Consider the following 26,227-nt stretch of genomic DNA (forward strand, 5'->3'; position numbering starts at 1 on the left):
GGGCTGACCGAGAGTCACAGCAGGCGACGGTCGGAGGCCCAGCGCGTCAGCTCGTGACGCGACGACAGCTGGAGCTTCCGGAGCACGCTCGACATGTGGGTCTCGACCGTCTTGATCGAGATGAACAGCTCCCGGGCCACCTCCTTGTAGGCGTACCCGCGGGCGATGAGGCGCATCACCTCACGCTCACGCTCGGTCAGGCGGTCGAGATCCTCGTCGACGGCGGAGATCTCGATCGTGCCCGCGAACGCGTCGAGCACGAAGCCGGCGAGACGCGGTGAGAACACCGCGTCTCCCTCGGCCACCCGGCGGATCGCGTCGACCAGCTCGGCCCCGGTGATCGTCTTGGTGACGTAGCCGCGGGCGCCGGCGCGGATCGTGCCGATCACGTCCTCGGCGGCGTCCGAGACCGACAGCGCCAGGAAGCGTGGCGTCTCGGCACCCGACATCGACGTCGACAGCCGCCGCATCACCTCGGCACCTCCGCCGCCGGGCAGGTGTACGTCGAGGAGTACGACCTCGGGCCGGTGCTCGGCGATCGCGGCGACGGCCTCGTCGACGTCGGCGGCCTCGGCGACGATGTCGACGGGATGGCCCGCCGACGCCCCGAGCTCGGCGCGGACGCCAGCCCGGAACATCGCGTGGTCGTCGACGATCAGGACCCGGACGGGTGTGCTCACTGTGGCTTCTCCTGTCGCGGCAGCTTCAGCCGCACCTCGGTGCCCGTCTCGGGCGTGGAACGGATCTCGGCGGTGCCGCCGTGGCGGGACATGCGGTCGAGGATGCTGTTGCGGACACCCTGCCGGTCGGCCGGGACGGCCTGCGGGTCGAAGCCCCCGCCCCGGTCGCGCACGAACACCTCGACCCGGTCCGGCGAGACCTCGGCGTAGATGTCGACGACCGGGGTGCCGGCGTGCTTCGCGGCGTTCGTCGTGGCCTCGCGGGTGGCGGCGACGATGGGAGCCACGGCCTCGTCGAGATCGACGTCGCCGACGGTGACCAGCTCGACGTCGACGGCGTAGGTGTCCTCGATCTCGCGGACCACCTCCCGCAGGGCGCCGGACAGGGTGCCGCCGTCGGGGGTCGCGTCGAACAGCCAGGCCCGCAGGTCGCGCTCCTGCGATCGCGCCAGCCGGGCCACGGCGGGTGCGTCGGACGCGTTCTTCTGGATCAGGGCGAGGGTCTGCAGGACCGAGTCGTGGAGGTGTGCCGCCAGGTCGGCGCGCTCCTGCGTGCGCACCCGCTCGGCGCGCTCGGCGGCCAGGTCGTTGGTGAGTCGCCAGATCCAGGGGCCGAGGGTGACGCCCAGCCCGACGACACCGAGCGCGGCCGAGATCAGCACGTCGTACACGTCGGAGACCCGCCCGTGGCGGACCGCGAAGAGGGCGACCCCTGCGATCACGAGCACGAAGCCGGCGCCCACCCGCAGGTACGCCGCCCAGCCACCGGCACCGAAGACCGCCCGGACCGGGTTGAGCCGCTCGGACTGGTCGAGCCAGCGTGAGCGCTGGGCCTCGTCCGCCTGGCGCCACAGCAGGCCGAAGCCGATGAGGGCGAGCACCAGCGCCCAGATCACGATGCCGTTCCCGAAGATCGCCTCCGCGGTCAGCACCATGCCGAGCCCGAGCGCCACCAACGCGATGGCCGGGCCGGAGTCGGCTAGGCGGCGGATGCGGCCGGGGCGGCGGCCCTGCCGGGCGGCGCTCTCGAGACCCGGCGCGGCGTGGTCGTAGAGCGAGTCGCCGGGCAGCACCAGCCAGAGGCCGGCGTAGAAGATCACCCCGCTGCCCCCGAGCACGGCGGCCACCATGAAACCGGCCCGCACCCACAGCACGGGCACGCCGAGATGGCGCGCGAGGCCGGCGGCGACCCCGCCGATGATCGGCTGGCCGGTGTCGCGGTAGGCCTTGCGCACCGGACGCGGCTGCTCCGCGGAGGCTGGTGCGGTGGTTGTCATGACTCTGCAATCGTCGCAGGTCCGCGGGGTCGGAACCACGCGGGCGATCCCCGGCCGTACCCTGAGCCGCGTCGCCGCCGGCGCGGGCGCGATCAGGGGTTCCCCCGATGGTGTACGCCCTCCCGATGACGCACCTTGGATGACATGACCACGACACCACCCGACACCTCCCCGCCGCCGGCACCGGACTCCGGCCCGCGGGTGGGTTGGGACGACATCCGCGATCTCGGTCGCATCCGGCGCAGCCGCGCGGACCGGAAGGTCGCGGGCGTCGCGGGCGGTCTCGGTCGTCATCTCGACATCGATCCCGTCATCCTGCGGGTGGCGTTCGTGGTCCTCACCTTCTTCGGCGGCGTCGGCCTCCTGCTGTACGTCGCCCTGTGGCTTCTCCTTCCCGAGGACGGCAGCGACTGGGCCAGGATCAAGCTCGACCGCCGCAGCCGTGCCGTCGCCCTCGTCATCGTCGGCGTGCTGGCCCTGCTGCTGCTGTTCTCCCACGGCTGGTGGGGCGGCGGCGGCTTCTTCTTCGTCTGCCTCGTCGTCGTCGCCGCGGCCGTGGTGATCTCCACGCAGCTCCCCCACCGCGGCGACCGGCAGAAGCCAGGGCAACCCGAGCCGAGCGCGCCGTACACCCCACCCCCGTCCTACGCCGTCCCCGAGCAGCCGCGACCGGCCAACCCGCGCAAGCGGGGTCCCATCCTGTTCTGGTACGCCGTGGCGGTGATGGCCGTCGCGCTCGGGGCGCTCGGCATCGCGGACCTGGCCGGCGCCGACATCGCGCCCTCGGCGTACCCGGCGACGGCGCTCGGGCTGACCGCGGCGTTCCTGCTGCTCGGATCGTTCTTCGGTCGCGCCGGCGGTCTGATCCTGGTCGGTCTCGTGGCGGCGGCCGTCACGGTCGGCACCACCGTGGCCGACCGCTGGGACCCCCACAGCACCACCGAGATCCCGGCCAGCGCGTCCGACGTGCGCTCGGCGTACTCGATGGACGTCGGCGAGCTCCGGCTCGACCTGACCGACGTCCGTGACCCGGAGGCGCTGGACGGCCGCGAGATCCGGGTCGACGGCAACGTCGGACACCTGGACATCCGGGTGCCGGCCGGTGTCAGCGTGGTGGCGCACACCCAGGTGACCGGCATCGGCGGCATCAATGCCTTCGGCCACGACGGAGGCGGCGTGGACACTTCGGTGACCGCGGTGCACTCCGGAGGCGCGGGAGCCCCCCACCTGACCATCGACGCCGAGCTCCACCTCGGCGGCATCGACGTCCATGTCGGCGACCAGTGAGGAGCCAGCCATGACCGATCCGACACAGCCTCTCCGGACCCCACCCCTGCAGACTCCGCGCAGCTTCGCGGCGGGACTCCACCCGGTGAACATCGGGCACCTCGTGATGGGTGTCGCCTTCCTGGGCATGGTGGTGATCTGGGCGTTGATCGAGTCCGGCGCGGCCGAGTCCTCGGACCTGCGCTGGCTGCTGCCGATCCCGTGGGTCGCCGCGGGCGCGGCCGGGCTGATCGCAGCGGCCCCGCGACTGCGCGGCACCCGGGACTGACACAGCGCACGCAATGGCACAGTGGCCCCATGCCGCTGCCACGGATCGGGGCGCTCGAGTCCCTGCCCGCCCTGTCCCACCCCGAGCTGCTCGCCCCACCGGTGTTCGGGGCGCTGCGAGACTGGCCGGGCGCGACCGAGGTCGCGGTCGTCGAGATCGACCCGGAGTACGCCGACACCGCAGCGATGAGCGAGCGGTACGACGTACCGATGGCCGACGGCGCCAACTGCGTGGTGGTGATGGGCCGGCGCGAGGGCCAGGAGCGGGTCGCGGCCTGTCTGGTGCGCGCCGACACCCGCGCAGACGTGAACAACCTGGTCAAGCGCACCCTCGACGTCCGCAAGTGTTCGTTCCTGTCGATGGACCGGGCGGTCGAGGAGTCGGGCATGGAGTACGGCGGGATCACCCCCGTCGGCCTCCCCGCCACCTGGCGCGTCCTCGTCGACGAGACGTGCCTCGCGATCGAGGCGGCGGTGATCGGCTCCGGCGTACGCCGCTCCAAGCTGCTGGTGCCCGGGCGGCTCCTCGGCGAGCTCCCGGGCGCGGAGGTGCTGGCGGGCCTCGGCCGCTGAGGTCCGCCCTCGGACGTCATACGCTCCGCGCCATCTATGGCACCGTTCGTATGACGTCAGAAGGTCACCTTGCGACCGTGACAGTGGTTCTGTCACAGTCGGGGGCGTGAAGCTCTCGACCCAGCTGATGTACGCCGGCAACCCGCGCGAGGCCGCCGACCAGGTGAAGGCGCTCGAGGAGGCCGGACTCGACACGATCTGGGTGGCCGAGGCGTACGGCTTCGACTCCCCCACCCTGATGGGATATCTCGCGGCCAAGACGGAGCGGGTCGAGATCGGCAGCGCGATCCTCAACATCTACTCACGGACGCCGGGCGCCCTGCTCCAGACGGCGGCCGGCCTCGACAACGTCAGCCAGGGCCGGGCGATCATCGGCCTCGGCGCCAGCGGACCGCAGGTGATCGAGGGCTTCCACGGCGTCCCCTACGACAAGCCGCTCGGCCGCACCCGCGAGATCATCGACCTCCTCCGTCGCGGGCTGCGTCGCGAGACGCTGGTGCACGAGGGGATCTTCACGCTCCCCCTTCCCGAGGACCAGGGAGTCGGTCTGGGCAAGCCGCTCAAGCTCCTCAACAAGCCCGAACGGCCGAGCATCCCGATCTACGTCGCCGCGCTCGGCCCCAAGAACGTCGAGGGGGTCGCGGAGTACGCCGACGGCTGGCTGCCCTTCCTCTTCGTCCCGGAGAAGGCCGCCGACGTCTGGGGCGAGTCGCTGGCGCGCGGGACGGCCAAGCGGCAGGAGGGCCTGGCGCCGCTCGAGATCTGCGCCGGCGGCATGGTTGCCATCGGCGAGGGACCGGAGACCAAGGCGCTGCTCGACTTCGCCCGCCCGACGGTCGCGTTGTACGTCGGGGGCATGGGCGCGCGCGGGAAGAACTTCTACAACGAGCTCGCGATCCGGTACGGCTACGAGAAGGAGGCCAAGGAGATCCAGGACCTCTACCTCGGCGGCAACAAGCGCGACGCCGCCAAGGTCGTTCCCACCGAGCTGCTCGAGCTCGGCAACCTGGTGGGCCCCGCGTCGTACGTGAAGGAGCGCATCGCGGCCTTCGCCGAGGCCGGCGTCACCAACCTCCAGGTGATGCCCGCCAGCGACGACCCGGCGGCGACCATCCGTCAGCTGCGCGAGCTGGTGGACTGACCCCAACGGAGCCCGACCAGCCGGTCCAGCACGTCGTTCCAGCCCTGCTCCGCGCCTCCGTCGGGCACGTGCGCGGTCGAGGTGTGCGCCACCGTGACCGTCGTACCGTCATCCGCCGCCTCGAACGTCACGACCACCGTGTCCTCGACCTCGGCATCCTGGGCATCGCTGTCCTCCCACAGCCACGTGAAGGCCAGTCGCCGAGGCCGGTCGACGTCGGTGAAGACCCCGCTCACGGAGGCTCCGATCGCCGCGCTCTCGATGCGGAACCGGCCACCCGGCCGCGCGTCCACGTCGTACGTCGTGCCCGCCAGCTGGGGCCACCACAGGCGGCGAGCCGCTCGACGTCGGTCCAGGCGTCGAAGGCGCGTTCGGGAGAGGACGGGACCGTCCGGCTGACCTGGATGGTCGTCTCGCTCATGGATTCTCCTCGGGGGCTGACAGGTGCTGCTCCAGCCGGTCGAGCGCGTTGTTCCACATCAGGCGCGTCCTCATCGCCCAGGTCGCCAGTTCCTCCAGGCTGCCGGGAACGAGGCGGACCGACGTCGTCCGGCCGTGCTTCTCCTTGGTGACCACCCCGGCCTCCAGCAGGACCCGCAGATGCTTGTCGACCGCCGGAAGGGACACCGAGAGATGGTCGGCCAGGTCGCTCATCGACGCATCTCCCGCGGCGAGACGCTCGAGGATCGCGCGGCGTGGTGCCGACGCGACCGCTGATGCCACGTCGTCCAGCCCATACTTCACCACATAGTGAAGTATCGTGTCACTTCCCCCAGCAGTCAATCGACCGGCGGCACGACAGCTGGATCTCGAGGCTGCGGGTCCGCTCGCTCAGGCCGCGGATAGGTCGGAGAGTGGGCATGAACAGACATTCGCAGCCCCCTATCCAAGCTGTTTCCGCAGGATGAGCTCTGCCGGTTCGTCGGGCAGGAACAGGGCTCCGCTGTCGACGTAGCCCAGCCGCCGGTAGAGATGCTGCGACCTCTCGTCCGACATGGTCGAGGTGAGCACCAGGTCGTGACCCGCGGCGAGTTGGGACCTCTCCCATGCCTCGACCAACGCCGTTCCGACCCCTTGACCACGCCAGTCGGGAAGCACCCACAGCAGGTTCATGAACGGCACCTGGTCCCAGAAGAGACCCCAGCGCAAGAGGCCCACGACGTCACCGTCGACCTCGACGACCATCACCCGCCCCGCGGAGACGAGGTCGGCGAGTCGGTCGGGTGAGAGGTGTCTGTCGACCTCTACGAGAAAGGGGAGGTCGGAGGTGCTCGCCCCACGCGTGGACACCCTCACGCCGCCACCCTCTCACCCGCCTGCGGGTCGTCCACCTCGGCCGGCCGCCGGAATGTTCGAAGCGTCCTCCTCGAGAAACGCTCGCCATGCGACACTGCGGCTCGTGCAGGAGCAGCTCGGGACGATCACCGAGCCCCTGGTGGACGCTGACAACCGGTGAGGCCACCGACGCTCTTTCTGACCGTGGGGCTGCCGGCCTCGGGTAAGACCAGTACGGCGCGGCGTATCGAGTCCCAGCACAACGCCCTCCGCCTCACGAAGGACGAGTGGATGAAGGCCCTGTACGGCCACGAGAACCCGTCATCGGCCTCGGACGTGGTCGAGGGGCGGCTCATCGAGATCGGGCTGCGCGCGCTCGAACTCGGCAGCAACGTGGTGATCGACTTCGGACTGTGGGGCCGGGACGAGCGGTCCGCCCTGCGGGCAGCAGCAGCCGAGTGCGGCGCACGCGTGGAGATGCACTACCTCGAGGTGCCCCCTGCGGAGCAGCGGAGACGACTCGACCAACGGCAGGCCGACGAGCCGCACACCACCTGGCCGATGTCCGGCGACGAGCTCGCTGCCTGGGCCGGCGCCTTCCAGGTGCCGACGGCCGGTGAGCTCGACGGCACTGAACCCATCGACGACCCACCTCCGGGCTTCGCGTCATGGGACGAGTGGCGTCACCATCGCTGGCCGCCGTCGGTCTCCTGACCGCTCGAGAGCCGCGCTCACTCCTGCCGGACCACGTCCACCGAGATCTCCACCGCCGGGACCGTTCCCCGGTTCTCCAGCCAGTGGAGGGTGTCCCGGTCCTCGGGCCAGCCCGGGCCCGGTCCGTAGTCCGTGGCGACCCCGTCCCGATGGTCGGTGATCGTCCCCTGCAGCACGTAGACGGTCCCCGGCCTCCCCTGATGGTCGTGCAGCGGCCCGAAGACCCCTCCCGGCTCGATGGTGACCCGGCGCATCCGGAGCTGAAGACCTTCCATGCCGGGGATCTCGACGCCGAGGTCGACCGTGGACAGCAGCTCCACCGCGATGCCCTTCGTCTCCGGCACCACCTCGTCAGTGCTCATCGTGCTGTCCTCTCGTGAAGCGCCGCCCAGGCGGACGTGAGTGGATTGTCCACCTCCCCCAGGCCACTTGCACCGTGACAGTTCTACTGTCACAGTGGCGAGGTGAGCCGCGCGCTGTTCGAGCCCGAGCACGAGGCGTTCCGCGAGACCGTCGCGACCTTCCTCGACAAGGAGGCGGTGCCCTTCCACGACCAGTGGGAGGAGGACGGCATCGTCGACCGCGACGTGTGGGCGAAAGCCGGCGCGCAGGGGCTGCTCGGCCTGCAGCTGCCGGAGGAGTACGGCGGCGGCGGCACGGCGGACTTCCGCTACAACGCGGTCGTCGGCGAGGAGATGACCAGGCGTGGCATCTACGGGTGTGCTTTCACCCTCTTCAACGACATGATCGCGCCGTACTTCGCCGCGAGCGCGACAACGGAGCAGGCGGCGCGCTGGTTCCCCGGACTGTGTGCCGGCACGACGATCGCGGCGATCGCGATGACCGAGCCGGGTGCCGGCTCAGACCTGCAGGGGATCCGGACGACGGCCGTCGACGAGGGCGACCACTACGTGCTGACCGGCCAGAAGACCTTCATCTCCAACGGCATCCTGGCCGACCTCGTGGTCGTGGTCGCCCGCACCGACCCCGAGGCCGGGCACCAGGGCATCTCGCTGCTGGTGGTCGAGCGCGGGATGGAGGGCTTCGAGCGCGGCCGCAACCTCGACAAGATCGGCCAGCACGCCCAGGACACCGCCGAGCTGTTCTTCGACCACGTGCGCGTGCCGAAGGAGAACCTGCTCGGCGAGGAGGGCTCCGGCTTCGTCCACCTGATGACCAACCTCGCCCAGGAGCGGCTGTCGATCGCGGTCAGCGCGGCGGCGGCGTGCGAGATGCTCGTCGAGACGTCGCTGGACTACGTCAAGGAGCGCACCGCGTTCGGCCGGCCGATCGGAAGGTTCCAGCACACCCGCTTCACGCTCGCGGAGATGGCCACCGAGGCCCACATCGCACGGGTCTTCATCGACGACTGCCTGGCTCACCACGTCCGCGGCGAGCTCGACACCGCGACCGCCTCGATGGCCAAGTGGTGGACCACCGAGCTGCAGAACACGATCGTCGACCGCGCCGTCCAGCTCCACGGCGGCTACGGCTACATGACTGAGTACCCCGTCGCCCGCGCCTTCGTGAACTCCCGCGTCCAGACGATCTACGGCGGGACGACCGAGATCCAGAAGGAGATCATCGGTCGCTCGCTGGGCCTCTGACCAGCACCGGCACCTTCCCCGACCATGCCAACCGGTGCCACGATGAGTCATGACTCTCGTGGAGGAGCGGCGGGAGATCCAGCAGGTGGTCGCGGGACATACGGTCCTGGACCTGATGGCCCGCACGGTCACGGCGTACGGCGACCGGCCGGCGTACAGCGACCAGGTCGCGCCAGGTGCGTCGACCCCGACCGGCGCGTGGCGGACCCTCACCTGGACCGAGGTCCACGACACCGGTCGCCGCGTCGCCGCCGCGCTGGTCGGCCGGGGGCTCGAGCCCGGGGCGACCGTCGCGATCATGGCCACCAACCGGATCGAGCACGTCGTCGCCGACCACGCGGCGCTGCTCGCCGGCGGCCTCCCGATGTCGATCTACAACACGCTCTCCCCCGAGCAGGTCGCCTACATCGCCGGCCACGCCGAGCCGCAGGTCGTGCTCCTCGAGACTCCCGACCACCTGGAGAGGTGGCGGCCGGCGCTGGCAGAGGTTGCGTCGATCCGGCTGGTGGTGGGCATCGGTGACGTCGTCAGCCAGGGGTACGACGACGAGCGGTTCGTGACCTGGGAGGACCTCGTCGCCGAGGGCCGCACCATCTCGCAGGACGAGGTCGACGCCCGCTCGGCCGCGGTACGTCCCGACGACCACGCCACGATCCTCTACACGTCGGGCACGACCGGCGCCCCCAAGGGGGTCGTGCTCTCGCACGCCAACGTCGTGTACGAGTGCGAGGCGACGCTGCGCCGCAACGGCCCGCAGGCCGGCAACGTCACGCTCTCCTACCTGCCCTACGCCCACATCGCCGAGCGGGTGCTGAGCATGTACCTCCCGCAGCACCACGGCGACTGGCACGTCCACCTCGTCGGCGACCCGACCGCACTGGTCCCGGCCCTGGTCGACGTCCGCCCGATCCAGTTCTTCGGCGTCCCGCGCGTGTGGGAGAAGATCCGCGCCGGACTCTCAGGGATGCTCGCGCAGGAGCCAAACCCCGGCCGCAGAGCCGCGACCGAGGGCGCCATGACCGTCGGCCGGGAGTACGTCGAGTCGCTCCAGGCGGGCCGCACCACCCCACCCGAGCTCCAGCAGCGCTACGACGCCGCGAACGCCGCCGTGCTCACCCCCATCAAGGCACGGCTCGGTCTCGACCGGGTCAACTGGGCGGGCAGCGCGTCGGCGCCGATGCCGGTCGAGGTGGCCAGGTTCTTCGCCGGGCTGGGACTCGCGATCAACGACATCTACGGGATGACCGAGACCTGCGGCGCTGCGACGGCGTGCGGGCCCGGGGCGTTCCGGCTCGGCACGGTCGGTACCGCGCTGCCGGGGATCGACCTGCGGATCGCGGACGACGGCGAAGTGCTGATGCGCGGGCCGATCACGACTGCCGGCTACCACCGTCGCCCGGACGCGACCGCAGCGCTGCTCGACCTCGGGGGCTGGGTCCACAGCGGCGACATCGGGACGATCGACGAGGACGGGTTCCTGTCGATCGTGGACCGCAAGAAGGAGCTGATCATCACCTCCGCCGGCAAGAACATCGCCCCCTCCAACATCGAGAGCCTCCTCAAGGAGTCCCCGATCATCGGGCACGCGCTGGCCTTCGGCGACGACCGGCCCTACATCGTCGCGGTCCTCACCCTGGACGGCGAGGTGGCGCCCGCGGTGGCCCGGACGCGCGGCATCGAGTTCAGCGACCTCGCCGACCTGGCCGCGAATCCGGAGATCCGGTCGTTGGCGCAGGCGGCCGTCGACGCGGCGAACGCGCGGCTCTCGCGCCCCGAGCACGTCAAGTCGTTTGAGCTGCTGCCGACCGCGTGGACCGCCGAGTCCGAGGAGCTCACACCGACCCTGAAGCTCAAGCGGCGCGTCGTCCATGCCAGGTACGCCGACGTCATCGACCGGCTGTACGGATAGCTCTGTATCTGCCGGCCGCCTGCCGTCTCCTCTCCCCCATGCAGCTCGAGGACTTCAAATTCGTCCCGGTGCCGGCCATCGAGGAGCCGGACCTCCAGCCGTTCACCGAGATCGACGACCCGCTCGGCCCCCTCGCGGCCCTGGCGGGCACCTGGAAGGGCACCGGCTTCAACACCATCTGGCGGCCGCACTTCAAGGTGCAGGACCGGTTCCTCGAGCTGAACCTCACCAGGGAGACCTTGGAGTTCGAGAAGATCCCCGGCGAGATCCCCAACCGGGGGTTCGCCCAGAAGGACATCAACATGTTCGGGCTGCACTACCTGCAGCAGATCTCCGACCGGACCCTCCACGCCGGCATCCACCTCGAGCCGGGCATCTGGGCGACCGTGCCCCGGACCACGGTGCCCGACCGGGCGCCGACGGTGGTGCGGATGGCCTCGATCCCTCACGGCACAGCCGTGCTCGCCCAGGGTCACGCATCGGTGATCGCCGGGCCACCCGTGATCAAGCCCACCGACATCATCCCGTTCGCGACCGGTGCGCCCTCCACGAAGGGGACGTTCCGCCAGGCCGAGCAGACCTTCCCGGAGCTGAAGCTGTCGCGCACGACGGCGTTCCGCCAGCCCTCCGACGCCTCCACCGTTCCCGACATCACCCAGGCGATGGTGAAGGACCCGAACGTCGTCCTGACCCGACACATCGCCGACCAGGACATCGTCAACACCGTCGCGCTGCGGGTGAAGGCGTCGAACGCGCGCCCGAGAGGCGTCGGTACGGCGAACACGTTCTTCCTCACCGAGAACGCGGCCGCCGACATCGTCACGTCGACGTTCTGGATCGAGACGGTCAAGAAACCGGGCGGCGGGCACTTCCTCCAGCTGCAGTACACCCAGACGGTCATGCTCGACTTCAACGGCCTGAGCTGGCCGCACGTCTCGGTGGCGACCCTGCGCAAGCAGGCGACCACGACCAGCCTCTCGCGCGACGCGGCCACGATGGTGGTGCCCGGCGCCAGGAAGACCCGTGAGACAGAGCTGACATGAGGTGCCTCAGACTCCATCACGATCCGGAAACAGCGTGCGAACTCGGGGGAAACCCCGATGACGGCCGTCAGCGGTTTCTGCTGGACTCCTCGTATGCATAGACAGATAGCGGGGAAACTGACCGGACGCGTCACGAAGTGGGTCGTGCTGGGTGTCTGGGTGATCGTGGTGATGGCGGCCGGGTCGGTCGCCGGCAAGCTGGCGGACGTCCAGGACAACCAGGCCTCGTCCTGGCTGCCGGGCAGTGCTGAGTCGACCAAGGCGCTCGACAAGCTGGCGCCGTTCCAGGACCAGAACGACATCCCGACCGTCCTGGTGTACGAGAAGAAGTCGGGACTGACCAGGGCCGACCTGACGACGATCGGCCAACAGCTCGACGAGGTCCAGAAGCTCGACGGCGCCGTTCCGGCGAAGGCGCGCGACGGCTCGGTGACGCAGCCCAGCCAGCTCGTGCAGGTCTCGAAGGACGGCCAGGTCGCCCAGGGGATGGTGACCTTCAACTTCGGGAAGGACGGCTGGAACAAGCTTCCCGACGTCAAGGACAAGATCGAGAAGATCGCCGGCCTCGACGGCGCCACCGTCTACGTCGCCGGTCCGGGCGGCCAGGCGGCGGACTCCGCCGCGGCGTTCGCCGGCATCGACGGGAAGCTGCTCTACAGCACGATCCTCGTGGTCGTCGTGATCCTGTTGCTGACTTACCGCAGCCCGCTGCTCTGGCTGCTGCCGGTGATCTCCGCCGGCGTGGCGCTCGCCTGCGCGCAGGGAGTGATCTACCTCCTTGCGAAGAACGCCGACCTCACGGTCAACGGTCAGAGCGCGGGCATCCTGACCGTGCTGGTGTTCGGCGCCGGCACCGACTACGCGCTGCTGCTCGTGGCCCGATATCGCGAGGAGCTGCATCGCCACGAGGACCGTCACGAGGCGATGGCCTTCGCGCTCCACCGGGCGACACCGGCGATCATCGCGAGCGCCCTCACGGTGGTGCTGGGCATGCTCTGCCTGGTCGTGGCCGAGATGAACTCCACGGCCGGGCTGGGTCCGGTGGCGGCGATCGGGATCGGCGTCGGCCTGCTGGTGATGATCACACTGCTGCCGGCGCTGCTGGTGATCTTCGGCCGGTGGATCTTCTGGCCGCGGCGCCCGACGTACGACACCCTGGAGCCCAGCGCCTCCGGCTTCTGGGCGCGGATGGGCGCGCGGATCGCTCCGCGGCCGCGGACGGTCTGGGTCGGCACCGCGCTGGTGCTGGCGGTGTGCAGCCTCGGCTTCCTGCAGCTCAACGCGCACGGACTTGCCACGAAGGACGCCTACACCAAGGACTTCGACTCGGTGACCGGCCAGCAGACGCTGGTCGACCACGGGCTGGCCGACACGTCGTCACCGATCCAGATCGTGGCGAACGCCGACCGGGCCCAGGCGGTCGAGCAGGCGCTGCAGGGCGTCAAGGGGATCGGCCAGCCCTCGCCACCGATCGTCAAGGGCGACGTCGCGCTGATCCAGGCTCCGCTGCAGTCCGACCCGACGTCGAAGGCCGCCTTCGCGGTCGTCGACGACGTACGCGCCCAGGTGCATCAGGTGAGCGGGGCCGACGCACTGGTCGGCGGCGGGTCTGCGATCAGCGCCGACATCGAGAAGGCGTCGTTGCGGGACGACAAGGTGATCATCCCGCTGGTGCTGGTCGTGGTGGCGATCGTGCTGATGGTGCTGCTCCGCGCGCTGTTGTCGCCGCTGCTGCTGGTCGCGACCGTCGTGCTGTCCTTCGGAGCGTCGCTCGGACTGAGCTCGCTGGTCTTCCGGCACGTGTTCGGCTTCGCGGGGGCCGATGCCTCGCTGCCGTTGTTCGTGTTCGTCTTCCTGGTGGCTCTGGGCATCGACTACAACATCTTCCTGATGACCCGGGTGCGCGAGGAGACGCCTCAGCACGGCACGAGACGGGCCTCGCTGATCGCGCTGGGCGCGACGGGTGGGGTGATCACCTCGGCCGGCCTGGTCCTGGCGGCGACGTTCTCGGTGCTGGCCACGCTGCCGCTCGTGGCGTTCGCGGAGATCGGGTTCGCCGTGGCGCTGGGCGTGCTGCTCGACACGATGATCGTGCGGTCGGTGCTGGTCACCGCGATCAACCTCGACGTCGGCAGCAAGATCTGGTGGCCGAGCAAGCTCGACCGCGGCGGCGAGCCGACGCCGGTCGAGGCGGCCGAGCAGGTCGAGGCCCTCGATTGATCCTGCGGGTCGGTGGCGGTGAGCCGTGGAGGCGGACCGGCACCGACTCCACGCCGTACACGATCGACGTGGCGTGGTAGGCGAGCTCCTCGGCCGGCACCGCGAGGGCGAGGTCGGGGAAGCGCCGGGCGAGAGCGGGGTACGCCGTGCGCAGCTCCATGCGGGCGAGCTCCGCGCCGACGCAGCGGTGGAAGCCGTAGCCGAAGGCCAGGTGTGACGACGTCGCCCGCGACGGGTCGAGCAGGTCGCCCGCGGGGTAGGCGCGCGGGTCGCGGTCGGCGGCGGGCAGGTGCACCATCACGCAGGACTCCTTGCGGATCCGGTGCCCCCCGACGGTCACCTCCTGCCTGGTGAACCGCGGGAACGCGACCTGCACGACCGACAGGTGCCGCAGCAGCTCCTCGACGGTCGGCGTCACCGACGTCGGGTCGTCGGCCATGCCGGCGTACAGCTCAGGGCGTCCGAGCAGGACGATGGTGCCGAGCGCCAGCATGGAGGCCGAGGTCTCGAGGCCTCCGGTGAACGCGCCGTCGGCGAGACCACCGAGGTCGAAGTCGTTGATCTCGTCGCCGTGCTCGCGGATGATCTGGCCGATCAGCCCCGGCCCGGGATCGGTCCGCTGGCGCTCGCACTCGGCGAAGAGGAACTCCCGGGACGCACCGACCGCGCCCATGATCGCGCCGCCGCCGTTGCTCACGTCGAAGCGGGCCGAGCCCAGCTTGCGGAACGTCTCGCGGTCCTCGTCGCGCAGCCCGAGCAGCTCGCAGATCACCAGGAACGGGATCGGGAAGGCGAAGGTCTTCACCAGGTCGACGACACCGTCGTTCTCGGCGGCGACCCGCTCGGTCTCGTCCAGCTGCTGCTCGATGATCCGGTCGATCGCGGGCTTGAGCCGGGCCAGCCGACGCATCGTGAACTCGGGCGTGAGCAGCTTGCGCAGCCTCGTGTGCTCGGGCGGGTCGGTGAAGCCGAGCCCGCCGATGTCGCCGTTCTCGGCGCCGGACCTGCCGTAGTAGGGCCGCACGTCCGTGGAGTACGACGTGAGGTCGCCGAGCACCTCGCGCGCCTCGGCGTCACCGGTGACCAGCCAGACCTCCATGCCGAGGAAGGTGATCAGCTTCGAGACGGGGTCCTTCGCCCGCAGCTCGCCGACCCGCCGATGGGGGTCGGCCAGCTCCCGGTCGAGGGGCCAGGTCAGCCGGTCGGGCACCCGGTGGATCTGCGTCAGGTCGATGCCGCCGGCCCGCGCCACGAGGCGGCGGCGGACGACTCCCTTCACGGCTTCCAGCAGCGGCACGGCCCTTAGGGTACGGGTGGTGGCCGTGAGAACGCTGAGAGGCTCACCACTCCGGGGACACTTCGGCGAGACCGGTCAGGATCTCGGCGGTGGGCGCCTCGCGCGCCGCGCGGAAGCCGGTGCCCGCCCAGAGGTTGACCCGCTCCGGGTCGCTCGCGGCGGCCGCGGCCCGGCGGATCGGTCGGGTGAGGTGGTGCAAGGCCGGGTAGCCGGTGGGCGCGGAGGCGTCGTACGCATCGGAGAAGGCGTTGCGGAGCCCGCGTGCCGGTCGTCCGGTCCAGGCCCGCATCACGACGGTCTCGCGGTCGTGGTCGCGGAGCCCGGTGCGATGGACGGACGAGGCGCCGCTCTCGTCGGAGAGCAGGAGCGTGGTGCCGACCACGACTGCCGCCGCCCCGGCCGCGAGCACGGCCGCCACGTCGTCGGAGGAGGCGATGCCGCCGGCCGCCAGCATCGGCAGCTCCGTCACGGTCCCGATCTCGAGCACGAGGTCCGTCAGCGACCGGTCGGGCTGAATGCGGTCGGGGGTCAGCGTGCCCGAGTGCCCGCCGGCCGCACCGGCCTGGACGGCCAGCGCGTCGACGCCGGCCGCGTCGGCCTGCCGCGCCTCGTCTTCGGAGGTGACCGTCTGGACGAGCAGGCTCCCGACGCCGCGCAGCGCCGACAGCGAGCGGGCGTCGGGGATGCCGAACGTGAACGACACGACCGGCACGGGATGCTCGAGCAGCAGGTCGACCTTGTCGCGCCAGCCGTCGTCGTCCTCGACCGGCGCGGCCGGTAGCTCCACGTCGTACCGCTCTGCCTCGGCGCGGATCAGCTCGCGGTACGCCGTGTACGCAGCCCGGTCGACCGGCACCGGGTTGGGCGCGAAGAGGTTGACGCCGTACAGATCGGTGTCGGTGCTCACCCGAGCGAGCTGGTCGGCCAGCGCGTCAGCGGTGAGATAGCCACCGGCCACGAACCCGAGAGACCCGGCCCCGGCCGCCGCCAGCACCAGCTCCGGCGTCGTGGGCCCCCCTGCCATGGGCGCGGCCACCACGGGGCTGGTCGCGCCGAGCGCCTTGAGCCAGCTCACTCCCACTCGATGGTGCCGGGGGGCTTCGAGGTGATGTCGAGGGTGACCCGGTTGACCTCGGCGACCTCGTTGGTGATGCGGGTGGAGATCTTCTCCAGGAGGTCGAACGGGAGGCGCGCCCAGTCGGCGGTCATGGCGTCCTCCGAGGTGACCGGCCGCAGGACGACCGGGTGGCCGTAGGTGCGGCCGTCGCCCTGCACGCCGACGGAGCGGACGTCGGCGAGGAGCACCACGGGGAACTGCCAGATGTCGCGGTCGAGACCGGCGGCGGTGAGCTCCTCGCGGGCGATCAGGTCGGCCGCGCGCAGGACGTCGAGGCGCTCGCGGGTGACCTCGCCGATGATCCGGATGCCGAGGCCCGGCCCGGGGAACGGCTGCCGCCAGACCATCGTCGGCGGGAGCCCGAGCTGCTCGCCGACCTGGCGCACCTCGTCCTTGAAGAGCGTCCGCAGCGGCTCGACCAGCTCGAACTGCAGGTCGTCGGGCAGGCCGCCGACGTTGTGGTGGGACTTGATGTTCGAGGTGCCGGCTCCCCCGCCGGACTCGACGACGTCGGGGTAGAGCGTGCCCTGGACGAGGTACGCCGTGCCGCCGGCGCCCACATCGCCGAAGACCCGGGTCTCTGCGGCTTCGAAGGTCCGGATGAACTCCCGGCCGATGATCTTCCGCTTCTCCTCGGGGTCGTGGATGCCCTCCAGCGCCCCGAGGAACTGGTCTTCGGCGTCGACCACGTCGAGGGTGTCGAACACGGCCTCGAAGTCACGGCGTACCTGCTCGGTCTCTCCCGCGCGCATCATCCCGTGGTCGACGTAGACGCAGGTGAGGCGGTCCCCGATGGCCCGCTGCACGATCGCGGCGGCGACGGCGGAGTCGACACCGCCGGAGAGCGCGCAGATCGCGCGGCCCTTGCCGATCTGCTCGCGGATGCGGGCGACCTGCTCGTCGACGATGTTGACCATCGTCCAGGTCGGGCGGCAGCCCGCGATCTGGTGCAGGAAGTGCTCGAGCACCTGCTGTCCGTGCTCGGTGTGCAGCACCTCCGGGTGCCACTGGACGCCGGCCAGCCGGCGGTCGGTGTCCTCGAAGGCCGCGACCGGCGTGACCCGCGTCGAGGCCAGCACGTCGAAGCCCGGCGGTGCGGCGATCACCGAGTCGCCGTGGGACATCCAGACGTAGTGGTCGGGCGGGACGTCGGCGAGCAACGTGCCGGGACGGTCGACCTTGACCGGCGTACGGCCGTACTCGCGCGCGCCTGTGGGGGACACGGCGCCGCCCAGCCCCTGGGCCATCAGCTGGAAGCCGTAGCACATGCCGAACACCGGGACCCCGGAGGTGAACACCGAGTCGTCGATGCCCGGCGCCTCCGCGGCGTACACCGACGACGGCCCCCCTGACAGGATCAGCGCAGCAGGCCGGCGCTCGAGCATCTCCGCGACGGGCATCGTGTGCGGCACGATCTCGGAGTAGACCCGCGCCTCGCGCACCCGCCGGGCGATCAGCTGGGCGTACTGCGCACCGAAGTCGACGACGAGGACCAGGTCGTGGGTGTCGTGCTCCGACATGACCGCAGCCTATCCGCGGGTGCGTGCCCGGCCGGGCTCCGGGCCGCGAACACGCCAGAGCCCGGCCGGTCAGGGAGCGAGGCCGGGCTCTGGGTCCGTGAGCCGCGCGCGCGGCGACGGACATGGGGTCCGCCAAGGGAGGGAGTTCGACGGCGGAACCCGTCGGCTCAACGACGCCTCCCACCCCGGGTTACGCGAGCGACGCACAACAACCGTCACCGTCGAAACGGCACGAGCCCCCGTGGTGTGTTGGCGCCGCACCCACGGGGACACGCTCTCTGAGCATGCCAGAGGGCCAAAGACTACGAACCCCGCCCCGGCTGCCAGTACACCCGCTTGGGTGTCGCCTCGGGGCGCGAGGTGTTTCGGCCGACGCGATCGACGATGCCCCGGGTCTCGGGTATCCCGGGGCATCGCCAAAGCCCGTTGCCTGGGCGGCCCCGAGTCGTCGTCCGGTAAGGGCGGCCCAGGAGGGCCACACCGATTCCGTACCCCGGCTTCCCTCGGTCCATTCGGTATCAGGACGCAATGAAGACGCCCGCCGGCTCTGCGTACCGACGGGAGTGTCAGGAGACCGCGACGATCGGCAGCCGGAGCGCGGCCGGTGCCGACTCCGGGACCGCCGGGTGGGCGGGGGCGACCGGTGCGATCCGCTGGTACGGCGTGCCGAGCGCGGGCCGCGGGTCGGTCTCGCCCCGGTTGGGCCAGAGGGCCATCGCCCGCTCCGCCTGGGCGGTGATCGTGAGCGACGGGTTCACGCCGAGGTTGGCCGAGATGGCCGACCCGTCGGCGACGTGGAGGCCGGGATGCCCGTACACGCGCTGGTAGGCGTCGACGACGCCGGTGTCGGGTGAGTCGCCGATCGTGCAGCCGCCGATGAAGTGGGCGGTGAGCGGCATGTTGAACGGCTCCCCGATCGAGCCGCCCGGCGTACCACCCATGATCTCGGCCATCCGGCGGGCTGCCTGGTTGGCGACCGGGATCCAGGTCGGGTTCGGCTCGCCGTGGCCCTGTCTCGACGTCAGGACGCGACGGCCGAAGCGGCCCGCCTTGGTGAACACGGTGATCGAGTTGTCGCGGCTCTGCATCACCAGCGCGATCACGGTCCGCTCCGACCAGTGCCGCATGTCGTAGAGGTCGAGCACGTGCGCCTTCTGCGCCCACAGCTCCTTCAGCCAGGTGCGCCAGCGGGGTCCGAGGTCGCCGTCGGTGAGCACCGTCTGCAGCAACGACATCGCGTTGCTGCCCTTGCCGTAGCGGACCGGCTCGATGTGCGTGTGCTCGTCGGGGTGGAACGACGACGTGATCGCGACGCCCTGGGTGTAGTCGACCGTCGAGTCCGGCGCGATGGCGCCGAGGATCGACTCGGAGTTGGTCCGCGAGAGGTGCCCGAGGCGGTCGGAGAGGCCGGGCAGGTGGCCCTCGTCCTTCATCCGGTGCAGCAGCCGCTGGGTGCCGAGCGCGGACGCCGCGAGCACGACCTGGTCGGCGGTCAGCACCCGGGTCGACCCCGGGCGGCTGAGCTTGGCCTTGGTGAACCGCACGTGGACGTCGTATCCGCCCCCCGCAGCCTCGGAGCGCGGCACGATCCGGGTGACCGTCGTCAGCGGCAGCACCCGCGCGCCGTTCCGCTCGGCGAGGTAGAGGTAGTTCTTGACCAGCGTGTTCTTGGCGTTGTGCCGGCAGCCGGTCATGCACTCGCCGCAGTGCCGGCACGGGTTGCGGTCGGGGCCGGCGCCGCCGAAGTAGGGGTCGGCGACGGTGTCGGACGGCTCCTGGCCCGGGCCGCCGAAGAACACGCCGACCGGAGTCGGGTGGAAGGTCTCGCCGACGCCGAGATCGTCGGCCACCTCCTTCATCACCTCGTCCGACGGCGTCGTCCGCGGGTACTCCGCGACGCCGAGCATCCGCTTGGCCTGGTCGAAGTACGGCGTGAGCTCGGCGCGCCAGTCGGTGATCTCCTTCCACGACGGGTCGTCGTAGAACTGCTCGAGCGGCTCGTAGAGCGTGTTCGCGTAGACCAGCGAGCCGCCACCGACCCCCGCGCCGGACAGGATCAGGCAGTCCTTCAGCGCATCGATGCGCTGGATGCCGTAGCAGCCGATCTCGGGACGGAACAGGAATCGCCTGGTGTCGAACGACGTCGCCGCGAAGTCGTCGTCCTCGAACCGCGCGCCCGCCTCGAGCACGCCGACCCGGTAGCCCTTCTCGGTGAGCCGGAGCGCGGCGACCGAGCCGCCGAACCCCGACCCGACGACGAGGACGTCGTAGTCGGGCCTGCCGTGAGTCGTCATGCTCGGTGGAACTTGTTCATCACGCGCAGCGCGGCCGTCATCACCTTGGCGTAACCCTCGTCGGAGAGCCCGTACGACGGGGCGAACCGCATCACCCGTTGCGTCGCCACCGACTGCGCATCGGTGAACCGCAGCACGCCCTCGCTCCCCTGCCGTCGCCCCAGCCCGGAGGACCGCATGCCGCCCATCGGTGCCTCGATGCTGCCGAACGACGCGGCGAACGCCTCGTTGATGTTCACGGTGCCGCACCGGATGCGCCGGGCGACGGCGCGCGCACGCGCGCCGTCCCGGCTGTAGATCGACCCGTTCAGGCCGTACTCCCCGTCGTTCGCGCGCGCGATCGCCTCGGCCTCGTCGTGGAAGCGGTACGCCGAGACCACCGGCCCGAAGGTCTCGTTGCCGAAGCAGGTCATCGCCGGCGTGACGCCCTCGAGGATCGTCGGCTCGTAGAAGAACGGCCCGAGGTCCGGCCGCGCGCGGCCGCCGGTCACCACCCGGGCACCCTTCGCGACCGCGTCGTCGACGTGGGCGGTGACGGTCTCGAGCTGGCGCCGACTGATCAGGGATCCCATGTCGTTGCCCCAGTCGAGGGTGGCGCCCAGGGTCATCGCCTCGGTGCGCGCGACGAACCGCTCCAGGAACCGGTCGTAGACCTGGTCGGCGACGTACAGCCGCTCCATCGAGACGCAGAGCTGCCCGGCGTTGGAGAACGCCGCGCGGACCGCACCCTCCGCGGCCTTCTCGACGTCGGCGTCGCGCAGGACCAGGATCGGGTTCTTGCCGCCGAGCTCGAGCGAGCAGCCGATCAGTCGCTCGGCGCAGCCCTTCGCGATCAGTCTCCCCGTCGCCGTCGAGCCGGTGAAGCACACGTAGTCGGCTCGCCGTACGATCTCCGGCCCGATCTCCGGGCCGGGCCCGGCGACGACCTGCCAGAGGTCGGGCGGGAAGCCGGCCTCCTCGAGCAGCTTCGCCGCCAGCAGCGCCGACAGCATGGTCTGGGCGTCGGGCTTGGCGACCACGGCGTTGCCGGCGAGCAGCGCGGGGAGGCCGTCGCACAACGCCATCGTGAACGGGTAGTTCCACGGCGAGATCACGCCGACCACGCCCTTGGGCGCCCGGTTGACGTCGACCCGCGTGAGCACCGGGATCGCGCCGCGGACCCGGCGGGAGTCGAGGTGCTGGTGGGCCGTGCGGCCGTAGTAGCGAGCCGTGAGCGCGATGTGCAGCGGCTCGTCGAACGCGTGCTTTCGGGCCTTGCCGGACTCCAGGCAGATCGTGTCGATGATCTCCCGCTGGTGGTCGAGCACCAGGTCGTGCAGCCGTGGCAGTGCGGCCGCGCGGACGTCGAGCGGCGTACGCGCCCAGGCCTCCTGCGCCCGTCGGGCACGCCGGAACGCCTCCTCGACGTCCTCCTCGCTGGACTGCGGCAGGTGCGCGAGCGGTTGGTCACCGATCGGCGACCGCACCTCCTGGGTCCTCCCGGAGGTCGCGACCAGCCGCCGGGTGAGGTTCCAGACGTAGCCGCGGTCGAGGGCGTACGACGCGGTCGGGTCGTGCTCGGGGTCGTGCGGGCCCTCCAGGACGGGCCCGGAGGACGGATGCCGGTCACTCATGTACCGAGAGTATGTCGACCCCTGGGCCCCGGCTACCCCCGAGTAACCATTCGGACAGTCTCCGCCTCTTCCGCCTCGGCGCCGGGACGGGTTGACTCAGCCCTGGCCCCGACCGGGGCCCGTACTCGACGATTCCGGGAGGAGCACACATGGGCATCCGGTTGAAGCTGGGGGTTGTGGCCGGGGCGATCGCCCTGACCGCGGCCGGCCTGGCCACGAACGCGTCCGCTGCCGACGGTCATGCCGCACAGGCGTCGAACCGGCACGGGCCGGCGCTCGATCACATCTTCGTGATCATGCTGGAGAACCACTCGCAGTCCAGCGTCATCGACGACGTGAATGCGCCGTACATGACGGAGCTGGCGCACACCTACTCGATGGCCGACAACTACTACGGCGTCACGCACCCGTCGATGCCGAACTACATCGCGAGCATCGCGGGCGACAACTACGGCATCCAGGACGACAACGACCAGAACGTCGTGAACTTCGACCGTCCGAACCTCGCCGAGCAGCTGACCGCGGCGCACATCCGCTGGGGCGCCTACATGGAGGACCTGCCGGCCGACAAGCTCGCTCGCCAGTGGCCGGACAACACCGCCCTGTATGCCAAGAAGCACAACCCGTTCGTGCTCTTCGACGGCATCAAGAACGACCCGGCCGAGATGGCGAAGGTCAAGGACTACAGCCAGCTCGGCACCGACCTCAACAGCCCGGACGCACCGCAGTTCGTCTGGATCTCTCCCAACCAGTGCCACGACATGCACGGTGGCGTGTACGTCGCGGTCCCCGACCACCCCGAGACCCCGTGCCCATACGGCTCGACCAAGGACGACGCGAACGACGCCGCCCTGAAGCAGAAGGCCGACCACTTCGTGGAGGCGGCGGTGGACACGATCATGAGCTCGAAGGCCTGGACCAAGCGCTCGGCGATCTTCATCGTGACCGATGAGAACGACTTCACCGGCAATCCCGAGACCGACGGCTGGGAGAGCGCAGAAGGGTGCTGCGACAGCCCGTACGTCGGGAACGCCGACCCCCGGGTCCCCGGCTGGACCGGCGGTACCTACGGCGGCGGCCTGATCCCGGCGATCGTGGTCAGCGCGAGCGGCCCGCGCGGCTACGTGGGCCACACGCCGTACAACCACTACTCGATGCTCACCACGATCGAGCAGAACTGGCACCTTCCCTACCTCGGCCACGCGGGTGACACCGCTGGGGGCGTGGTCGGGATGTGGCCGCTGATCCAGGGTCACTGAGCTGAGGCGGTCGCGTCCGGCGGGTCCGGGCCCGCCGGACGCGACCGCGTTCAGCGCAGGTTCAGACGATGTCCGGTGCGCTGACGCGGGCCTCGTCGGCCTCCTGGTCGGTGAGCTTCTCCTGCGACTGACGCTCGGCCTCGACCCGGCGCAGGTAGTGGTCGACCTCGTCGTCGCGGCGGGCGTGGTCCCAGTCGAGCTCGGCGGCCATCAGGTCCGCGGCGGCGGTGACGGCGACGGTGCCGCGGTCGAAGGTCTCGATGGAGATCCGGGTACGCCGGGCGAGGACGTCGTCGAGGTGGCGGGCGCCCTCGTGGGTCACCGCGTAGACGATCTCGGCGCAGAGGTAGTCCTCGGCGCCGGGCAGCGGCTCGGCCAGCTCGGGGCGCGCGGCGACAAGGGCGAGCACCTCGTCGACCAGCCCGCCGTACCGCCCGAGCAGGTGGTCGATCCGGCCGACCTCGAGGCCCGACCGCCTGCTCAGCGCGACCCGCTGGTTGGTGCGGGTGAGGAAGAGGTCGGCGCCGAGCAGCGGCACGCGCTCGGTGTGGGACGGCGCGACGTCGGCCCAGCCACGGACGGCGAGGTCGACGGCGTCCCGCGCCATCACCCGGTACGTCGTGAGCTTGCCCCCGGCGATCAGCACCAGACCCGGTACCGGGCTGACGACCGTGTGCTCGCGGGAGACCTTGGTGGTGCTGCCGACCTCGCCCTCACCCCCCGACCCGACGCCGCGCCCGGGCTTGCCGGCGAGCAGTGGCCGCAGCCCTGCGTACACCCCTTCGACGTCGTCGTGGTCGAGCGGCACCCTGAGCAGCTTGTTGACGTGGCCGAGCAGGTAGTCGATGTCCGTGCGCGACGCCGCCGGGTGAGCGAGGTCGAGGTCCCACGCCGTGTCCGTGGTGCCGATGATCCAGTGGCGTCCCCACGGGATCACGAACAGCACCGACTTCTCGGTCTTGGTGATGAAGCCGCACTCCGAGCGGATGCGGTCGCGCGGCACGACCAGGTGGATCCCCTTGCTGGCCTCGACGTCCAGTGACGGAGGTCCGCCCAGCAGTTGCTCGACGTCGTCGGTCCAGACGCCCGCGGCGTTGACCACGACCCTCGCGCGTATCTCGAGCTCCCGGCCAGACTCGAGATCCGTGGCCCGCACGCCGACGACCCGCTTCTCCTCGCGGAGGAAGCCGGTCACCCGGGTGCGGGTCGCGACCAGGGCGCCGTGGTGCGCGGCGGTCCGGGCGAGAGTGACGACCAGGCGGGCGTCGTCGACCTGGCAGTCGTAGTACCGGACGGCGCCGGTGAGCTCGTCGGCGCGCAAGTCGGGGGCGATCCGGGCCACCTGCCGACGGAACAGGTGCTTGTGCTTGGGCAGCCCCATCTCGTACCGCCCGGCCATGGCCAGCACGTCGTACAGGGCGAGCCCGGCACCGACGTACGGCCTCTCGACGGTGCGGTGCAGCGGGTAGAGGAACGGCACCGGCCGGACCAGGTGCGGCGCCAGCCGGGTGAGCAGCAGACCGCGCTCCTCGAGCGCCTCGCGGACCAGCCCGAAGTCGAACATCTCCAGGTAGCGCAGCCCGCCGTGCACCAGCTTGCTCGACCGGGACGACGTGCCGCTGGCGAGGTCGCGCTGCTCCAGCAGACCGACGGTCAGCCCGCGCGACACCGCATCGAGCGTGACCCCGGCGCCCACGACTCCCCCACCCACGACGAGAACGTCGAGCGTATCGTCCCCGTCGGTCGCGGCGAGTACCGTCAGCGCGCCTGCGCGCGCCTCCGGACTCAGCGCACTTGACTGAGCACTCGACTGGACCGCCACGGGCACGATCCTCTCAACCCGACCGGAGGACTGGTGCGCACACTCGCTCGGATCGGCGTGGTCGGCGTGTTGCTGGTGCTCACCCTGGCCGCGACCGTGGTCGCGCGGCCGCAGCAGCACAACGACCGGGTCCGGTCCGCGATCGAGGTCACGCCCACGTCTTCGCCGGCGCCGCCCGCCCCGGCATCCCCGTCGGTCGCCGCCCCCACCGAGGACCCGTCCACAGACGTCCACGGCGGGGAGAAGCCCGACCAGCACCGGCAGGTCACCGTGCTGATGAGTGGGGACCTGCTCTGGCACAACACCGTGTGGCAGAGCGCGCATGCGGACGCCGTACGGCGCGGCGAGCGGCAGCGGTTCGACTTCGACCCGATGTTCGCGGCGGTGAAGCCGATCGTGCAGCACGCGGACCTGGCGATCTGCCACGAGGAGGTTCCGTTCGCCGCGGACGACCAGCACCTGTCCAACTACCCCGTCTTCGCCGCCCCGCCCGAGATCGCCCCGTGGATCGCCTCGATGGGCTGGGACGCGTGCACCACCGACTCCAACCACAGCATCGACCAGGGGTACGCCGGGCTCGTGCGCACCGCGACCCTGCTGGAGAAGGCCGGCGTCCGCCACGTCGGCACGTTCCGCACCCGGGCCGAGCGGGCCGACCCGGTCATCCTCACCTCCCCGGAAGGGGTCCGGGTCGGACTCGTCGGCGGCACCTACTCGCTGAACGGGTTCTCGCTCTCGCCCGACCAGCAGTGGGCGGTCTCGATGTGGGACGCCGACAACCTGATCGCGCAGGCGCGTGCGGCCAAGGCGGCCGGGGCCGACATCGTGCTCGTGCAGTACCACGGCGGCGACGAGTACTCCCGCCTCCCCAACGCCCGGCAGGTCGCGCTGGTACGCCGTCTCATGGCGAGTCCGGCGGTCGACCTGGTGTTCGCCGAGCACGCCCACGTCGTGCAGCCGATCACGAAGGTGAACGGGAAATGGGTCGTCTACGGCATGGGCAACCTGGTCGGGCAGAGCGACCCGACGTACCCCCGGGCCTACGAGGGCATCGGCGTGCGCTTCACGTTCACCGAGTCGCGACACGGCTTCGCGGTGACCCGTGCGGCGTACATCCCGATGGTGTGGAACACCTACTCCCCCGGTCATCCGATCCGGATCCAGCCGGTCCGAGCGGCGCTCGCGCACGGCGCGGGCGACCGCGCACGGCTGCTCGAGGCGCTCCGGATGACCCGGCTTGCGGTCGACGGGCTGAACCGCCACGGCGACACGACTCCTGGACTTCGGGAGAACTGAGCCGCCCTTCTGGGGT

The 26,227-nt window shown here is 70.9% G+C and carries 24 protein-coding genes; 11 read left to right on the forward strand and 13 right to left on the reverse strand.

Translation table 11 applies throughout. The features are described from left to right. Positions 1-14: 14 nt before the first annotated feature. Both VGK78_RS04000 and VGK78_RS04005 read right to left on the reverse strand, forming a co-directional pair. Positions 15-680 (reverse strand): response regulator transcription factor, encoded by a 666-nt coding sequence (locus tag VGK78_RS04000; protein ID WP_331526083.1) that lies wholly within the window; start codon positions 678-680, stop codon positions 15-17. Beyond that, positions 677-1,957 carry a PspC domain-containing protein gene (locus tag VGK78_RS04005; RefSeq protein ID WP_331526085.1) on the reverse strand — a complete coding sequence of 427 codons (1,281 nt, stop codon included), beginning with the start codon at positions 1,955-1,957 and terminating at the stop codon, positions 677-679. Before VGK78_RS04005 ends, VGK78_RS04000 begins: the two co-directional genes overlap by 4 nt. 144 nt (positions 1,958-2,101) lie before the next feature. Between VGK78_RS04005 and VGK78_RS04010 the strand changes: the two genes are divergently transcribed. The 4 genes from VGK78_RS04010 (at position 2,102) to VGK78_RS04025 (ending at position 5,225) form a co-directional block, all read left to right on the forward strand. Continuing rightward, a complete protein-coding gene (locus VGK78_RS04010; protein ID WP_331526086.1) occupies positions 2,102-3,244 on the forward strand; it encodes a PspC domain-containing protein in 1,143 nt (380 codons plus the stop codon). A 10-nt stretch (positions 3,245-3,254) separates the two neighbouring features. Then, entirely contained in the window at positions 3,255-3,512 is a 258-nt protein-coding gene (locus VGK78_RS04015) for a hypothetical protein (RefSeq protein WP_331526088.1), read from the forward strand. A 29-nt stretch (positions 3,513-3,541) separates the two neighbouring features. Further along, complete coding sequence (locus VGK78_RS04020) at positions 3,542-4,084, forward strand: YbaK/EbsC family protein (RefSeq protein ID WP_331526089.1); 543 nt, start codon at positions 3,542-3,544, stop codon at positions 4,082-4,084. A gap of 106 nt (positions 4,085-4,190) precedes the next feature. After that, positions 4,191-5,225, forward strand: coding sequence for an LLM class F420-dependent oxidoreductase (locus VGK78_RS04025; protein WP_331526090.1), 1,035 nt, complete (start codon positions 4,191-4,193; stop codon positions 5,223-5,225). Here the strand turns inward: VGK78_RS04025 and VGK78_RS04030 are convergent. The 4 genes from VGK78_RS04030 to VGK78_RS04045 form a co-directional block, all read right to left on the reverse strand. Further along, a complete protein-coding gene (locus VGK78_RS04030; protein ID WP_331526091.1) occupies positions 5,201-5,518 on the reverse strand; it encodes an SRPBCC family protein in 318 nt (105 codons plus the stop codon). The two genes, VGK78_RS04025 and VGK78_RS04030, sit on opposite strands and share 25 nt — an antisense overlap. After that, positions 5,458-5,646, reverse strand: coding sequence for a hypothetical protein (locus VGK78_RS04035; RefSeq protein ID WP_331526092.1), 189 nt, complete (start codon positions 5,644-5,646; stop codon positions 5,458-5,460). The genes VGK78_RS04030 and VGK78_RS04035 overlap by 61 nt, the downstream gene beginning before the upstream one ends. Then, a complete protein-coding gene (locus tag VGK78_RS04040) occupies positions 5,643-5,972 on the reverse strand; it encodes a metalloregulator ArsR/SmtB family transcription factor (protein ID WP_331526093.1) in 330 nt (109 codons plus the stop codon). Before VGK78_RS04040 ends, VGK78_RS04035 begins: the two co-directional genes overlap by 4 nt. A gap of 135 nt (positions 5,973-6,107) precedes the next feature. After that, the gene (locus tag VGK78_RS04045) at positions 6,108-6,521 is read right to left on the reverse strand and encodes a GNAT family N-acetyltransferase (RefSeq protein WP_331526094.1); all 414 of its coding nucleotides are present in this window, start codon (positions 6,519-6,521) and stop codon (positions 6,108-6,110) included. Between the two features lie 156 nt (positions 6,522-6,677). On the opposite strand from VGK78_RS04045, the gene VGK78_RS04050 reads away from it, so the two are divergent. After that, on the forward strand, positions 6,678-7,214 hold the full coding sequence (locus tag VGK78_RS04050) for an ATP-binding protein (RefSeq protein ID WP_331526095.1): 537 nt from the start codon (positions 6,678-6,680) through the stop codon (positions 7,212-7,214). A gap of 17 nt (positions 7,215-7,231) precedes the next feature. Here VGK78_RS04050 and VGK78_RS04055 read toward each other — a convergent pair whose 3' ends face one another. Beyond that, a complete protein-coding gene (locus VGK78_RS04055) occupies positions 7,232-7,576 on the reverse strand; it encodes a cupin domain-containing protein (protein ID WP_331526097.1) in 345 nt (114 codons plus the stop codon). Between the two features lie 102 nt (positions 7,577-7,678). On the opposite strand from VGK78_RS04055, the gene VGK78_RS04060 reads away from it, so the two are divergent. The 4 genes from VGK78_RS04060 to VGK78_RS04075 all read left to right on the forward strand — a co-directional run bounded on the left by VGK78_RS04060 (position 7,679) and on the right by VGK78_RS04075 (position 13,993). Continuing rightward, positions 7,679-8,821: an acyl-CoA dehydrogenase family protein gene (locus VGK78_RS04060; RefSeq protein ID WP_331526098.1), complete on the forward strand. Its 1,143-nt coding sequence runs from the start codon at positions 7,679-7,681 to the stop codon at positions 8,819-8,821. A gap of 49 nt (positions 8,822-8,870) precedes the next feature. After that, positions 8,871-10,730 (forward strand): long-chain fatty acid--CoA ligase, encoded by a 1,860-nt coding sequence (locus tag VGK78_RS04065; RefSeq protein ID WP_331526099.1) that lies wholly within the window; start codon positions 8,871-8,873, stop codon positions 10,728-10,730. A 38-nt stretch (positions 10,731-10,768) separates the two neighbouring features. After that, positions 10,769-11,773, forward strand: coding sequence for a heme-binding protein (locus tag VGK78_RS04070; RefSeq protein ID WP_331526101.1), 1,005 nt, complete (start codon positions 10,769-10,771; stop codon positions 11,771-11,773). Positions 11,774-11,866: 93 nt separating this feature from the next. Then, complete coding sequence (locus tag VGK78_RS04075; protein ID WP_331526102.1) at positions 11,867-13,993, forward strand: MMPL family transporter; 2,127 nt, start codon at positions 11,867-11,869, stop codon at positions 13,991-13,993. Here the strand turns inward: VGK78_RS04075 and VGK78_RS04080 are convergent. The 5 genes from VGK78_RS04080 to VGK78_RS04100 form a co-directional block, all read right to left on the reverse strand. Then, positions 13,890-15,290 carry a cytochrome P450 gene (locus VGK78_RS04080; RefSeq protein ID WP_331526103.1) on the reverse strand — a complete coding sequence of 467 codons (1,401 nt, stop codon included), beginning with the start codon at positions 15,288-15,290 and terminating at the stop codon, positions 13,890-13,892. The two genes, VGK78_RS04075 and VGK78_RS04080, sit on opposite strands and share 104 nt — an antisense overlap. A 43-nt stretch (positions 15,291-15,333) precedes the next feature. After that, complete coding sequence (locus VGK78_RS04085; protein WP_331526104.1) at positions 15,334-16,365, reverse strand: nitronate monooxygenase; 1,032 nt, start codon at positions 16,363-16,365, stop codon at positions 15,334-15,336. Beyond that, complete coding sequence (guaA, locus tag VGK78_RS04090) at positions 16,362-17,927, reverse strand: glutamine-hydrolyzing GMP synthase (protein WP_331526106.1); 1,566 nt, start codon at positions 17,925-17,927, stop codon at positions 16,362-16,364. The genes VGK78_RS04085 and guaA overlap by 4 nt, the downstream gene beginning before the upstream one ends. A gap of 566 nt (positions 17,928-18,493) precedes the next feature. Next, complete coding sequence (locus tag VGK78_RS04095) at positions 18,494-20,221, reverse strand: GMC family oxidoreductase (protein WP_331526107.1); 1,728 nt, start codon at positions 20,219-20,221, stop codon at positions 18,494-18,496. Beyond that, entirely contained in the window at positions 20,218-21,834 is a 1,617-nt protein-coding gene (locus VGK78_RS04100; RefSeq protein ID WP_331526108.1) for a succinic semialdehyde dehydrogenase, read from the reverse strand. The genes VGK78_RS04095 and VGK78_RS04100 overlap by 4 nt, the downstream gene beginning before the upstream one ends. A gap of 149 nt (positions 21,835-21,983) precedes the next feature. Here VGK78_RS04100 and VGK78_RS04105 point away from each other — a divergent pair, with 149 nt between their 5' ends. After that, on the forward strand, positions 21,984-23,093 hold the full coding sequence (locus tag VGK78_RS04105; RefSeq protein ID WP_331526109.1) for an alkaline phosphatase family protein: 1,110 nt from the start codon (positions 21,984-21,986) through the stop codon (positions 23,091-23,093). Positions 23,094-23,154: 61 nt separating this feature from the next. Here VGK78_RS04105 and VGK78_RS04110 read toward each other — a convergent pair whose 3' ends face one another. After that, a complete protein-coding gene (locus VGK78_RS04110) occupies positions 23,155-24,915 on the reverse strand; it encodes a glycerol-3-phosphate dehydrogenase/oxidase (RefSeq protein WP_414690627.1) in 1,761 nt (586 codons plus the stop codon). A gap of 33 nt (positions 24,916-24,948) precedes the next feature. On the opposite strand from VGK78_RS04110, the gene VGK78_RS04115 reads away from it, so the two are divergent. Then, positions 24,949-26,211: a CapA family protein gene (locus tag VGK78_RS04115; RefSeq protein ID WP_331526110.1), complete on the forward strand. Its 1,263-nt coding sequence runs from the start codon at positions 24,949-24,951 to the stop codon at positions 26,209-26,211. Positions 26,212-26,227: the final 16 nt, after the last annotated feature.

The sequence above is a fragment of the Nocardioides sp. genome (assembly GCF_036503465.1).
Classification (GTDB): Bacteria; Actinomycetota; Actinomycetes; order Propionibacteriales; family Nocardioidaceae; genus Nocardioides.